Origin of the sequence: Streptomyces sp. Alt3 (assembly GCF_030719215.1) — a bacterium.
Lineage (GTDB): Bacteria > Actinomycetota > Actinomycetes > Streptomycetales > Streptomycetaceae > Streptomyces > Streptomyces glycanivorans.
Map to the genome: position 1 here is coordinate 1,255,498 of NZ_CP120983.1, position 14,631 is coordinate 1,270,128.

At 73.8% G+C, this 14,631-nt stretch carries 4 protein-coding genes; 1 reads left to right on the forward strand and 3 read right to left on the reverse strand.

Annotation, left to right across the window (positions count from 1 at the left end; all coding sequences use genetic code 11):
* Nucleotides 1-58 precede the first annotated feature (58 nt).
* Entirely contained in the window at nucleotides 59-4,801 is a 4,743-nt protein-coding gene (locus tag P8A20_RS05465) for a type I polyketide synthase (protein ID WP_327330091.1), read from the reverse strand.
* Complete coding sequence (locus tag P8A20_RS05470) at nucleotides 4,801-10,227, reverse strand: type I polyketide synthase (protein WP_306102988.1); 5,427 nt, start codon at nucleotides 10,225-10,227, stop codon at nucleotides 4,801-4,803. The genes P8A20_RS05465 and P8A20_RS05470 overlap by 1 nt, the downstream gene beginning before the upstream one ends.
* 640 nt (nucleotides 10,228-10,867) lie before the next feature.
* On the opposite strand from P8A20_RS05470, the gene P8A20_RS05475 reads away from it, so the two are divergent.
* Nucleotides 10,868-13,651: a helix-turn-helix transcriptional regulator gene (locus P8A20_RS05475; RefSeq protein ID WP_306102989.1), complete on the forward strand. Its 2,784-nt coding sequence runs from the start codon at nucleotides 10,868-10,870 to the stop codon at nucleotides 13,649-13,651.
* 360 nt (nucleotides 13,652-14,011) lie between these two features.
* On the opposite strand, the gene P8A20_RS38625 is transcribed toward P8A20_RS05475, so the two are convergent.
* Complete coding sequence (locus P8A20_RS38625) at nucleotides 14,012-14,248, reverse strand: NUDIX domain-containing protein (RefSeq protein WP_315985995.1); 237 nt, start codon at nucleotides 14,246-14,248, stop codon at nucleotides 14,012-14,014.
* Nucleotides 14,249-14,631: the final 383 nt, after the last annotated feature.

Sequence of the window (14,631 nt, forward strand, 5' to 3'; positions counted from 1 at the left end):
CCACTCCTGTGCGAAGAGGTGGGCTGCGGGTGGGCCGGGGTGTCGTGGGAGTGCCGGGTCACGCCGAGCCGAGTTCTTTGTCGATGAACGCGAAGACGTCGTCGGCGGAGGCCTCTTCCAGCCGGCCGGTGACGGCTGCCGCATCCTGGCCGAGGGTCTTGTCCAGGTCCTTGAGCAGGTTCTGCAGCCGGGTGGTGACCCTGCTCTGCTCCAGGTCCTCGGCGGTGAGGTCGCCGAGCCGGGCGGCGACCCGTTCGAGCTCGGCGACCACGGAGTCCACGGAGGTGTCCGCGCCGGCGAGTTCGGTGCCCAGGTACTTGGCGAGGGCGGCGGGGGTGGCGTAGTCGAAGATGAGCGTGGCCGGCAGCGGCACCCCGGCGGCGCCACTGATCCGGTTGCGCAGGTCGACCGAGGTCAGCGAGTCGAAACCGAGGTCGCGGAACGCGGTGGTGGGTTCGACGGCGCCGGCGTCGCCGTATCCGAGGACGGTGGCCGCCTGGCCGCAGACCAGGTCGCTCAGGGCGCGCTCGCGTTCCCCTCCGGTGAGTCCCGCGAGCTTCTCCGCGAATCCGTCGGCCGCGTCGGCGCCGCCAGGGCCGCCCGTGGTGCGCCGGGCCTCGGGCAGTGCGGACAGCAGCGGGCTGGGGCGGGTCGAGGTGAACGCGGGGGCGAACACCGACCAGTCGACGTCGGCGACGGTGACGGTGGTGTCGCCGCCGTCCAGGGCGCGGCCCAGCGCGGTGAGGGCGGTGTCCGGGTCGAGCAGGGACATGCCCATCGCCCGGGCCGAGGCGCGCACGGCGCCGTGCGCCGCCATGCCGTCGCCGCCCCAGGGGCCCCAGGCCACGGAGGTGGCAGGCAGTCCCGCCGCGTGACGGTGCTCGGCCAGGGCGTCCAGGTAGGCGTTGGCGGCGGCGTAGTTGGCCTGGCCGGCGCCGCCGACGGTGGCGGTCAGGGAGGAGAACAGCACGAACGCCGACAGGTCGAGCCCGGCGGTCAGTTCGTGCAGGTGGAGGGCGGCGTCCGCCTTGGGGCCGAGGACACGGGCGAACCGGTCGGCGTCCAGGGCGTCCAGGACGCCGTCGTCGAGGGCGCCGGCCAGGTGCACGACCGCCGTCAGGGGGTGCTGCGCCGGTACGGAGTCCAGCAGGCCGGCCAGTGCGGACCGGTCGGCCACGTCGCAGGCGGTCAGGGTGACACCCGTACCGGTGGCGGTGAGTTCACGGACCAGGTCGGCGGCGCCGGGTGCGTCGGGGCCGCGGCGGGAGGTGAGCAGCAGGTGCTCGGCGCCCTCGGCCGCGAGGCGGCGGGCGACGACCGCGCCGACCGCGCCGGTCGCGCCGGTGACCAGTACGGTGCCGGACGGCTTCCAGGGTGCGCCCGCGCGGGCCGGGGCGTGCTCCAGCCGGCGTCCGTGGGCGCCGGATTCTCGGATCACGACCTGGTCCTCGCCGCCGGCGTCTCCGAGCAGCGCTGCCAGGCGGGCCACGGTCCGCGGACCGGCCTCGGCGGGCAGGTCGACGAGGCCGCCCCACCGGTCGGGGTGCTCCAGGGCGGCGACCCGGCCGAGGCCCCACAGTGCGGCCTGGGCGAAGCCGGTGACGCTGGCGCCGGATCCGTGGGCGACGGCGTCCCGGGTGGCGCACCACAGCGGGGCGCCGGCACCGGTGTCACCGAGTGCCTGGACGAGTGCGGCGAGGGCGGCCGGCGGCGTCGCCGGTGCGGGCAGGTACAGGATGCCGTCGGCCGAGGTCCGGCCGGTGAGGGCGTCGGCCAGTGCGGCGCGGTCGGCGGCATCCGGCACGGTGAGGACGTCGACGTGCAGCCCGTTGCCTGCCAGGCCTTCCGTCACCGCGCGGGTCCACGGGTCCTCGGCGGTGGACGCGGGTACGACGGCCAGCCAGACCCCGCCGAGCGCCGGGGTGGCGGGAGGCGCCAGCGGTGCCCAGGTGACGCGGTGGCGGAGTCCGTCCGCCTCGGCGTGTGCCTGCCGGCGGCCGTGCCAGGTGGCGAGTGCGGGCACGACGGCGGCGACGGAGCTCTCGTCGTCGAGACCGAGGGTGGCGGCGACGGCACTCACGTCCTGTTCGCGCACCAGGTCCCAGAACGGGTCGCCGGCGTCGCCGCCGGAGCCGGCCCGGCGCTCGGCCTGCAGGATGGGGGCGTCCTCCCAGTGCCGGTCCCGGCGGAACGGGTAGGTGGGCAGGTCGACGGTGCGGCCGCCGGTGAAGACCGTCCGCCAGTCGGGGCCGGTGCCGGTGAGGTGGAGGCGGCAGAGGGCGTCGACCAGGGCGGTGTCCTCGGCACGGTCGCGCCGCTGGGTGCCGATCGCGTCGGGGACCGCGTCCTGCGCCATCGTGGTGAGCACCGAGTCCGGGCCGATCTCCAGGAAACGGGTGGCGCCCTCGGCGGCGAGCGTGGTGGCACCGTCGTGGAATCGCACGGCCTCGCGGACGTGCCGTACCCAGTAGTCGGGGTCGGTCAGGTCGTCGGCGATCCGGCCGGTGACGTTGGAGACGACCGGGAGCGCGGGTTCGTGGAAGGTGAGGCCGGCCAGTACCTCGCGGAAGGGCTCGAGCATGGGGTCCATGCGGTGCGAGTGGAAGGCGTGCGACACCTTCAGCCGCGTGCTCTTCTCGGCGTGGGCGGCGACGGCGAGGACGGCCTCCTCGTCACCGGAGACCACGACGGAGCGTGCGCCGTTGACGGCGGCGATGTCGACACCGTCGGTGAGGAGCGCGACGACCTCGGCCTCGGTGGCGCGCAGGGACACCATCGCGCCGCCGGCCGGCAGGTCCTGCATGAGGCGGCCCCGGGCGGCGACCAGGGTGACCGCGTCCTTCAGGTCCAGCACTCCGGCGACGTGGGCGGCGACGATCTCGCCGATGGAGTGTCCGGCGAGCAGGTCGGGGCGGACGCCCCAGTGCTCCAGCAGCCGGTGGAGGGCCGTCTCGAAGGTGAACAGCGCCGCCTGGGTGTACACGGTGCGGTGCAGCGGCGAGTCGGCGTCCTCGTCGAACATGACGTCGCGCAGCGGCCGGTCGAGGTGCTCGTCGAAGGCCGCGCAGATCTCGTCGAAGGCCGCGGCGAACACGGGGAAGGCGGCGTGCAGGGTGCGGCCCATGCCGGGGCGCTGCGAGCCCTGCCCGGAGAACAGCACGGCGAGGCGGCCGGGTTCGGGGGCCACGACGGGCGCCCGGGTGCCGTCGGCGACCTCACGCAGGGCGGCCAGCAGTTCGTCACGGTCACGTCCGGTGACGGCGGCACGGTGGGTGAACAGCGAGCGGGTGGTGGCCAGCGAGTGGCCGACGTCGTACGGGTCGAGGTCTCCGGCGGCCGTCAGCAGCTGTTGCGCCTGCCGCCGCACGGCGTCGGCGCCCTTGCCGGAGAGCAGCCACGGCACGACGGGCAGCTCGGTACGGTGCGGGGCGCTCCCCTGGGTCTCGGCGGGCGGGGCCTCTTCCAGGACGGTGTGCGCGTTCGTGCCGGAGATACCGAAGGACGAGATGCCGGCGCGGCGCGGGCGGCCGTCGCCGCCCCAGGGGCGGGGCTCGGTGAGCAGTTCGACGTCGCCCGCGCTCCAGTCGACGGCGGTGCTGGGCGTGCCGACGTGCAGGGTCCTGGGGAGGGTGCCGTGGCGCATCGCCATGACCATCTTGATGACGGCGCCGACTCCGGCGGCGGCCTGGGCGTGGCCCATGTTGGACTTGATGGAGCCCAGCCACAGCGGCAGGCCCTCGGGGCGGTCCTGTCCGTAGGCGGCGATGACGGCCTGGGCCTCGATGGGGTCGCCGAGCGTGGTGCCGGTGCCGTGGGCCTCCACCGCGTCGATGTGGTGCGGGGCCAGCTGGGCGTCGGCGAGCGCCTGCTGGATGACACGGATCTGGGCAGGTCCGCTGGGCGCGGTCAGCCCGTTGGAGGCACCGTCCTGGTTGACGGCGCTGCCCCGGACGACGGCGAGCACCTTGTGGCCGTTGCGGCGGGCGTCGGACAGCCGCTCGACGAGGAGCATTCCCGCGCCCTCGGCCCAGGCCGCTCCGGCGGCGTCGTCGGAGAAGGAGTGGCAGCGGCCGTCGGGTGACAGGGCGCGGCGCTCGCTGAACTCGACGAACATCTCCGGGCTGGCCATGAGGGCGGCGCCGCCCGCCAGCGCGAGGGAGCACTCCCCCTTGCGCAGCGACTGGATCGCCGAATGGAGGGCGACCAGGGAGGAGGAGCAGGCGGTGTCCATGGTGACCGCCGGGCCCTCGAGTCCGAGGGTGTACGCGATCCGGCCGGAGACGATGCTGCCGGAGATGGTGCCGCCGAGGTAGTCGTGGTGCATCAGGCCGACGAAGACACCGGTCTGCGTGCCCTTCACGGCCGTGGGGTCGATGCCGGCCCGCTCGAAGGCCTCCCAGGTGACCTCCAGCAGCATGCGCTGCTGGGGGTCCGTGCCGGGCGCGTCCTTGGGGCTGATGCCGAAGAAGGCGGGGTCGCACTCGGCGGCGTCGTGGAGGAACCCGCCGTGGCGCACGTAGGTCTTGCCGGGGGCCCCGGGCTCGGGGTCGTAGAGGGCGTCGACGTCCCAGCCGCGGTCGGTGGGGAAGTCGGAGACGACGTCGATGCCTTCGTCGACGATGCGCCACAGGTCCTCGGGGGTGCGTATCCCCCCGGGGTAGCGGCAGCCCATACCGATGATGGCGACGGGCTCGTGGTCCTGCTCCTCCAGCTCCCTCACGCGGCGCCGGCTGCGCTCCAGCTCGGTCGTGGCCCGCTTCAGGTAGTCGCGGAGCTTGTCGGCCGTTGCCGGGTCTTCCATCACAGGGCTCCCAGTTCGTTGTCGATCGTCGCGAAGAGTTCCGCGTCGCTGGCCTCACCGAAGTCCTGCGCCGGTGCGGGCGCGGCGTCCCCGCCGCGGGCGTCCTGCCAGCCGCGGAGGAGGGCTTCGAGGCGTGCGGTGACGCGGGTGTGGCTGCCGTCCTCGTCGGGCAGGCCGAGCAGCACGGCCTCGAGCCGGTCCACGTCGGCCAGGGCGGTCCGGGCGAGGTCGGCGGGCCCCGGTACCAGTTCGGTCTTGAGGTGGGCGGCGAGTGTGCGGGGCGAGGGCTGGTCGAAGACCAGCGTCGCGGGAAGGGCGAGGCCGGTGGCGCCCGCGAGGAGGTTGCGCAGTTCGACGGCGGCGAGCGAGTCGAAGCCCATCTCCTGGAAGGCGCGTCCGGGGTCCACCGACCGCGGTGAGGGGTGCCCGAGCACGCCGGCGACATGGGTGCGGACCAGGTCGAGCAGGGCGCGGTCGCGTTCGGTGTCGGGCAGGCCGGCGAGCCGCTCGCGCCAGGTGGCGGACGAGGTGCCCTCGGCGGTCCCGTCCCCGGCCTTGCGGGCCGCGGGGCGGACGAGTCCGCGCAGCAGCGCGGGTACGCCGTCGGGCCGGGCCCGGACGGCGGCGCCGTCCAGTCGGACGGGGACCACGAGTGCGTCCTCCGCGCCGAGTGCGGCGTCGAACATGCGCAGCCCCTGGGCGGGGGCCAGGGGCGGCAGGCCGAGACGGCGCAGCCGCTCCAGGTCGGCGGCGTCCATGCCGGCGCTCATGCCGCCGTCCGACGCCCACAGGCCGTAGGCCAGGGAGACGGCGGGCAGTCCGAGCGAGCGGCGGTGGGCGGCGAGACCGTCGAGGAAGGTGTTGGCCGCCGCGTAGTTGGCCTGGCCGCCGCCGACGAGCAGGCCGGCGGTGGAGGACAGCAGGACGAACGCCGACAGGTCCGACTCGCGGGTCAGGTCGTGCAGGTGCCAGGCGGCGTCCACCTTGGGCCTCAGGACCCGCTCGACCCGGTCCGCGTCGAGGGTGGCCAGGACGCCGTTGTCGACGACGCCCGCGGCGTGCACCACGGCGCGGACCGGGTGCCGTCCGAGCAGCTCGGCCAGGTCGGCGCGGTCGGCGACGTCGCAGCGGGCGAGGGTGACCTCGGCGCCGAGCGCGGCGAGTTCGGCCCGGAGGTCGGCCGCGCCGGGGGCGTCCGGGCCCCGCCTGCCGGCCAGCAGCAGGCTTCGTACGCCGTGCTCGGTGACCAGGTGACGGGCGATCAGGGCACCCAGGCCGCCGGTGCCGCCGGTGACGAGGACCGTGCCCTCGGGGTCCCAGACGTGGGGGCCGCCGGGCTTGGCGCGTGCCAGGCGTGGCACGCGTACCTCGCCGTCGCGGACCGCGGTCTCCGGCTCGTCGGATGCCAGCGCCGTGGCGAGGGCGGTGTCCGGGGCGGCGCTGCCGTCGGTGCCGATCAGCAGGAAGCGGCCGGGGTTCTCGGCCGCCGCGGCGCGTACCAGGCCGAACAGCGGGGTGTGCGTGAGGTGGTCGCCACGCAGGAGCACGGCGAGCCGACGGCCGGTGAAGCGTTCGTCGTCGAGCCAGAGCCGCAGGGTGTCAAGGGTGTTGCCCACCAGGTCACGTGCCCGCTCCGGCAGGCCGGCGCCGGTGTCGGGGTCGGCGGGTACGGCCAGGACGACCGTGCCGGGCACGTCGCCCGCGTCCGCCAGTGCGGCGAGGTCGCGGTACCGGGGTGCGTCGAGGCCGGCGTCGGCGCCGCACACGGCCAGGCCGGACAGGTCCGTCCGCGCCGCGCCGGGGGCCGGGACGAGGTCGACCCGGTACAGCGGGTCGTCGGCGTCCGCGGTGAGCTGCTCGGCCGTGACGGGGCGGGCCACGAGGCCGCGCACGGTCGCGACGGGCGCGCCGTCGCCGTCGGCCAGGTCGAGGCGTACCGCGTCGTTGCCCTCGGGGGACAGGCGCAGGCGCAGGCGGTCGGTGCCGGCCCGGTGCAGGGTGATGCCGCTCCAGGCGAACGGCAGCACGGCCTGTCCGCCGGGCAGGTCCAGCAGGTTGACGTGCAGGGCGGCGTCCAGCAGGGCCGGGTGGAGGCCGAAGGCGCCGGCGGTGGTGCGTGCTCCGTCGGGCAGGGCGGCCTCGGCGTACAGTTCCTCGCCCCGGCGCCACATGGCGCGCAGGCCCTGGAACACCTCGCCGTAGCCGTATCCGGTGCGGGCCAGCCGGTCGTAGAGCCCTTCCAGGTCCACGGGTTCGGCACCGGCGGGCGGCCAGGCGGCCGCGTCGGCGGGCGGTTCGCCGTCGGAGGGCGCGGCGGTCAGGACGCCACCGGCGTTGCGGGTCCACGGGGTGTCGGGGGTGTCGGTGCGGCGTGACCAGACGGTCAGTTCACGGCGTCCGTCGCGTTCCGCGTCGACGGCGACCTGTACGGCCACGGAGCCTTGTTCGGGCAGGGTGAGGGGGGCGTGCAGGGTGAGTTCCCCGACGGTGTCGCAGTTCGTCTGTGCCGCGGCCCGCAGAGCCATCTCGACGAAGGCGGTGCCGGGCAGCAGGACGGTGCCGTGGACGGCGTGGTCACCGAGCCAGGGGTGGGAGGACAGCGACAGCCGTCCCGTGAGGACCGCGCCCTGGGTGTCGGGCAGTTCGGTGGCGGCGGTGAGCAGCGGATGGCCGGTGGTCTGCTGTCCGAGCCCGTCGGCGTCGCCGGTGCCGCCCGCGGCGGCCTCGAGCCAGAGGCGGGTCCGCCGGAAGGCGTAGGTGGGCAGGTCGGTGCTCCGGGCGTGGTGCGGGGAGTGGAAGGCCTCCCAGTCCACGGTCCCCCCGGCGGCGTGCAGCCGGGCCACGGAGGTGACGAGGTCGTGCGGCTCGTCGCCGTCACGGCGCATGACGGGCAGGCACACGCTGTCCGGGGGCAGGCATTCGGCGGCCATCGCGGTGAGCGCGGCGTCCGGGCCGACCTCGAGGAACGCCCGTACGCCCAGGTCGTGCAGAGTGTCGAGGGCGGGGGCGAACCGGACGGGGCGGCGGACGTGGTCCACCCAGTGGCCGGGGGTGGTGAGCTCGCCGGGACCGGCGAGGACGCCGGTGAGGGTCGAGACCACCGGGATCCGCGGCTCGTGGTACTCGCACCGCGCCGCCACCTCGGCGAAGGCTTCCAGCATCGGGTCCATCAGTGGCGAGTGGAAGGCGTGGGAGACCTTGAGCCGCTTGCCGCGCTCGAAGCGGGCGGCGAGTGCGTCGACGGCCTCCTCCGTCCCCGACACCACCACGGAGCGGGGGCCGTTGACGGCGGCGAGGCCGACCAGCTCGTCGAGGTGAGGGGTGACCTCCTCCTCGGTCGCCCGCAGCGCGGCCATGGCGCCACCGGCCGGGAGCGCCGCCATCAGGCCGCCGCGGGCGAGGACGAGGGAGACCGCGTCCGGCAGGGAGAGCACTCCGGCGACGTGGGCGGCGGCCAGTTCGCCGACGGAGTGGCCGGCCAGGTAGTCCGGCACCACGCCCCACGACTCCAGCAGCCGGTACAGGGCCACCTCGGTGGCGAAGATCGCGATCTGTGCGTGGTCGGTGCGGGTCAGCAGCGCGGGTTCGCCGTCGATCACCTCGGCGAGCGGACGCTCCAGATGAGGGTCGGCGAGTGCGCACACCGCGTCGAACGCCTCGGCGTAGACCGGGTAGGCGCGGCGCAGGCCGCGGCCCATGCCGGGCCGCTGGGCGCCCTGCCCGGTGAACAGGTAGGCCGTTCGGCCGCCGACCGGGGTGAGCGGGGTCGCGGCGCCCAGGGAGTCCAGCAGCGCGCCGGTGTCACTGCCGACGGCGACGGCGCGGTACTCGAAGTGGGTTCGGGTGGTGGCCAGTGAGAGCGCGACGTCCGCCGGAGCGGTGTCCTCGCGTCCGGTGAGGTGCTCGCGCAGGCGGGCTGTCTGGCCGGCGAGGGCCTCGGGGCTGCGGCCGGTGACGATCCAGGGCACGGGTGTGGCCGCACGCGGATCCGCCGGCGGGAGGGCCGGTGCCGCCTCCGTGCCGTGGGCGGCCTCCTCTTCGAGGGGGGCCTGCTCCAGCACCACGTGGGCGTTGGTGCCGCTGATGCCGAAGGAGGAGACGGCGGCGCGGCGCGGGGCCCCCGTGTCGGGCCAGGGGCTTCGCTCCAGGGCGAGTTCGACGGCTCCCGCGTCCCAGTCGACCTGGTCCGTGGGGGTGTCGACGTGGAGAGTGGGCGGCACCTCTCCGTGGCGCATGGCCATGACCATCTTGACGACCCCGGCGACACCCGCGGCGGCCTGGGTGTGACCGAGGTTGGACTTGACGGAGCCCAGCAGCAGCGGTCGGTCGGCGGGGTGTTCACGGCCGTACGTCGCCAACAGCGCCTGTGCTTCGATCGGGTCCCCGAGCGAGGTCCCGGTGCCGTGCGCCTCCACCACGTCGACGTCGGCGGCGGTGAGGCCGGCGCCGGCCAGCGCCTGGCGGATGACCCGCTGCTGGGAGGGGCCGTTGGGCGCGGTCAGCCGGCTGCTGGCGCCGTCGGAGTTGACGGCGGTACCACGCACCACTGCGAGCACGGGGTGGCCGTTGCGCCGCGCGTCGGCGAGGCGTTCCACGAGCAGCATGCCGGCGCCCTCGCCCCAGCCGGTGCCGTCGGCGGCGGTGGAGAAGGCCTTGCAGCGGCCGTCGGGGGCGAGCCCGCGCTGTCTGCTGAAGTCGACGAACGTCTCCGGGGTGGACATCACGGTGACACCGCCCGCCAGCGCGAGGGAGCACTCGCCGGCCTGCAGCGCGCGCACCGCCCAGTGCAGGGCGACCAACGAGGAGGAGCAGGCGGTGTCGACGGTGACGACCGGCCCCTCCAGGCCGAAGGTGTAGGCGATGCGCCCGGAGGCGATGCTCGCGGCGCTGCCGTTGGCGAGGTAGCCGTCGAGGTCGTCGGGGACGGTGTCGAGCCGGGTGGCGTAGTCGTTGTACATCACGCCGGCGAACACCCCGGTGCGGCTCCCGCGCAGGGAGGCCGGGACGATGCCGGCCCGCTCGAAGGCCTCGAAGGACGTCTCCAGCAGCAGGCGTTGCTGCGGGTCCATGGCAAGGGCCTCACGCGGGCTGATGCCGAAGAAGTCGTAGTCGAAGTCGGGGGCGTCGTACAGGAAGCCGCCGGTGCGTGCGTATGTCGTGCCGGGCCGGTCCGGGTCGGGGTCGTACAGGGCGTCGACGTCCCAGCCCCGGTCGCCGGGGAACTCCGACACGGCGTCGGTTCCCGTCGCCACCAGGTTCCACAGGTCCTCGGGCGAGGTGACACCGCCCGGGTAGCGGCAGCCGATGCCGACGATGGCCACCGGTCCGTGTGCGCGTTGTTCGTTCTCGCGCAGCCGGCGTCGTGCCTCCCGCAGGTCCGCGGTCGTCCGCCTGAGGTAGTCGAGCAGCTGCTCTTCGTTGTTCACCAGCGCGCCATCCGATCGGGATCGAAAGTGGGCCTCGGTCCTGCGGACTGTCTCCGGACGGGATCCCGGTCCGCTTCCCCCTCCGTCCACGGAGGCTAGGTAGGGGGCGGGTGCGGCTGATACCCCTACGGCCCCCAGGGGGCCACGAGCGGGCACACGGGTGGCCGTACGGTGTGCCCGAACGGGCAGCGCCGCGCGGGTACGTGCCCGGGTCGCACGTGCGGCGGCCCGCTTCTTTTCTTTACTTACCGGTAAATCAACTGACCGTGGAAAGTCGCCTCGGACCGGCATGGTGAGTGAGAAGTAACTTCCGGAAGGGCCTGGTTGACAACGTTGACAAGGCCCTATAACCTCGCTGTTTGTTTGATCGAGTAGCTATTTTTCCTCCCTCCGGAAAGACTTGCCGAACCGATCGAATCACGCCACAAATGACTGGCTTTCATTCTTAATGCGCTCACACCAGGAGCAGCCGCAGGAGGTTGCGCCGCAACATCGAGGGCTACCTCCTCAGCGCTGCGGTAACAGCACTCGAACAGAATAAATGCAGGTGAAACGGGGACTCGGACCGATCCCGTGCAACAGCACTTCACCCCAGACGGGCGCGAACCCACGGGCGTTAACTGGACACAGGGGGAACACCTTGCGCCTTTTAGACCGCTCCAAAGAATTACACATACTTAACGAAGCGTTTACCGAGAGCACCCGAAGTTCCGGCCGATTCGTGATAGTCACCGGTGGTCCCGGTTCCGGGAAGACCCAGCTTCTGCACGAATTCCTGGCCGCTCCGGGCCGATCGGGCGCGCGCATACTCCAGGGCACGGCGCACCCGGCCGAGCGTGACCGGCCGATGAGCCTGCTACGGCAATTACTGCGCAACGGCGAGGTGCTGCCCGTTCAGGCCGACCCCGCTCGACCGGCGGGCAGACAAACGGAGCCACTCCCCCGGAATGCAGAGCGCCGGGCCGACATGGAATTCGGCGATCCGGATGCCGCGACGACGGAGACACTGCTGCGGCTCGTGGACGGCGAACGCCCCCTGGTGGTGGCCGTCGACGACGCCCACCTCATGGACGAGGCCTCACTCGGCGCCGTCGTGCACCTGCTCGGCAGGAGCCGCTTCCGGCCCGTCCTCGTGGTGTGCACCACATCAGGCCATCCGGGCACAGGACACTCCGCCTCCCACGCCGAACTGATCCGCCGGCCGCACCGCCGGGCCCGTCTCGGCCCTCTGTCCGAGCATGGCGTCGGCGAACTGATCGCCGCCCAGTCGGCGGCCGCCCGGCCCGCAGGGGTGGGCCGCGCCTTCCACCGGGCCACGGCCGGCAACCCCTTGCTGGTCCACGCCCTGCTGGACGACAGCACCCGCTTCGCCCGCGACATGGACCGCCCCATCGCCAGCACCGCCTACCGCCAGGCGGTGCTGTCGGTCGTCCACCGCGGCGAACCCCGCCACATACGGGTGATCCGGACGCTCGCCGCCCTCGGCGCACCGGCTTCCACCGGCGTCCTCGGTGAGCTGGCCGACACCACGCCCGCCGGTGTCGAGGAGGCCGTCGAGGCCCTCAACTCCGTGGGACTGCTCGACGGTCACGTCTTCCGGCTGCCGGCCGCGGCGACCGCGGTGCTCGAGGACATGGACGCCACCGCACGCGCCACCCTGCACGCACGCATCGCCGACCTGCTGTACCGCAGCGGCGCACCGGTGGGAGACATGGCGCGGCACCTGCGCGCGGCCGACCGGGTGCCGCAACCGTGGGGCCCGGGCGTGCTCCGCGCCGCCGCCGAGCAGGCACTGGCAGCGGACGACGTGGAGCTGTGCAGCAGTTACCTGAACCTCATGCTGCGCGACTGCGCCGACCCGCAGGAGCGCAACGCCCTTTCGGCCGCCCTCGCCCGGGCGGAGTGGCGTGTCAACCCCGCGGCCGCGAGTGCCCATCTGGAGCCGCTGCGCCGGCCCGCGCTGGACGGCGAGCTGAGCATGCGCGACACCGCGACCGTCCTGCGGCACATGCTGTGGCAGGGCGACACCGAACTGGCCGCCGAGACCGTGGCCACGCTGGTGCCCGCGCACTTCCCCGGTGACGCGCAGATCCTGGCCGAGGTCGAGTTCGTACGACAGTGGTTCTACGGCGTCGCGCTGCCCGCGAGGAGCCCGCGGGGCGCCGGCGGCGACCCGCGCCGGCGGACTCCCGCCGACCGTTACGGCGGGCTTGCCGCGCAGGTGGCGGTCCTGGTCGGCGGTGTCGCGACGGACGACTCCGCCGCGGCCGTGGCCCAGGCGCTGCAGGGCCGCAGACTCGACCACCTGAACCTGGAACTGGTGGCGATGGCACTCCTCGCCATCGCCCACGCCGACCGGCCCGCGGTCGCCGCCGAAGCCTGCGACGCACTGCTGGAGTCCGCGGTCGAGCGCCGTGCGACCACGTGGCAGGCACTGCTCGGCAGCGTACGGGCGGAGATCGCGCTGCTCCGCGGAGACATGACGAACGCGGCCGAGGGCGCCGACCGGGCGCTGAGCAGCCTGCACGACGGAAGCTGGGGAGTCCTCGCCGGGCTCCCGCTGTCGACGGCGATCTTCGCCCACACCGCCATGGGCGCCTACGACGAGGCCGAGCGGGTGCTCAAACGGGAAGTCCCGGAGCCGATGTTCCGCACCGTCTTCGGCATCCAGTACCTGCGGGCCCGGGGGCACCACTACCTCGTCACCGACCGGCCGTTCGCCGCGCTCAACGACTTCGAGACGTGCAGCAGCCTGATGCGGCAGGGGAACTCCAGCCTGCAGAAGGGCATTCCCTGGCGGTCCGACCTGGCCCTGGCCAATCTGCGGATCGGCAAGGCCCGCACCGCCCGGGAGTGCGCCGAGGAGCAGCTGCGGCTGCCCGGCGGTCACAGTTCCCGGGCGCGGGCGATGGCGTTGCGGATGCTGGCCGCCACGAGCAAGCCGCACCGCCGGGCCCTGCTGCTGCGGGAGGCGATCGACCTGCTCAAGCTGTGCGGCGACCAGCACACCCTCTCCCAGGCCTATGCCGACCTGTCCGCGGCGCACTACGAGCTGGGCGAGTACGCCCGTGCCCGGCTGGTCGCCCGCCAGGCGGCCCGTGAGGCGGAGGCGTGCAGCGTCGACTCACCGGTCGACGCGCATCTGCTGGAGGATCCCGGTCAGTCCGAGGGCTCCGAGGCGGAGGGATCGGCCATCCTGAGCGACGCGGAGTGCCGGGTCGCGGGCCTCGCCGCGCTGGGGTACACCAACCGCGAGATCAGCGGCCGGCTGCACGTCACCATCAGCACGGTGGAGCAGCATCTCACCAGGGTCTACCGCAAGTTACACGTGGCCAGCCGGTCCGAGCTGCCGCCGAAGATGCTGGAGCACCGCATCCCGAAACTCTCCGACCGCTGGGCCACCAGCCACTCCTCGGCGGGTTGAGGCTCGGGCTCCGCCCGGCCCGCCGGGTCTTCACGACGACAGGCCCTCCGCACTCGCCCGGCCTGTGGTTCTCCCCCTGGAAATCGTCCGGGACGCAGAAACGGATCGGCCCGCTTCCACACGGTTCCTCGCGCCCCGTAAGGGGCTGGACGTGCGCGTGGGGCGGTGACCGGATGCCCCGGTCACCGCCCCACTGCGGTCTCGGGACCGTTGAGTACGCGTGCCGAGGTGTCGCGTGCCGAGGTGTCGCGTGCCCGGCGGCCGGGGCCGGTCCCGGTCACCGCGCCTTTCCGGTCACGGTGGTCCACCGCGGATCGATCCGGCCCAGCCGTGCGTCCTGCTCGTCGGCCAGTGGCCGCTTCAGGGGCAGGGGAGAAATCGGCAGCTGAACGTGAGGCCGGCGTCGTCCCCGTCGCCCTTGACGTGGTGGTCCCACGCGTCGCGGGTGTCCTCCGGTGTCCGGAGGAGGAAGAAGCTGGCCCGCCGTGGCTGACCGGTGTCGGGGTGGGGCTTGTCCTCCGTGGCGATCCGTCGGACGACCTTCGCCGTCAGCGGACCGGTCTCCTCGGCGAGCTCGCGAAGGACCGCTTCCTCCAGCTCCTCGCGCGATTCGACTCCTCCGGCGGGGACCTGGGTGCCGGCCTACGGCATACCGATGTGATCGAACAGCAGCACTCCGGGTACGGGGTGATTGCGGATCACATACGCGGTGACACGGATCCTGGGTCGGGTCGTCCCCGCATTCTCGGTCATCCGCGCCGTTCGAGGTCGCGAGGCAAGGGCAGCGGGTTGAGGACCACCCGGCGTCCTCCGTGCCGGCACCGCAACCGGGCCGAAGACCTGCCGGGGAGAGCAATCGCCGCGCGCAGAGCACGCGCGGCCACCGTCCTCGGCGGCGTCTCGCCCCAAGAGGCATCGAGGCCCCGGCTGAGAACCCACCGGCCGCCCGGCCGCTGCTCCACCTCGCAGCCGCCCCCCGG

What these genes read in the sequence shown, in the direction of transcription:
- P8A20_RS05465 (WP_327330091.1), bottom strand. Translation starts at nt 4,801, where the DNA reads ATGGAAGACCCGGCAACGGCCGACAAGCTCCGCGACTACCTGAAGCGG.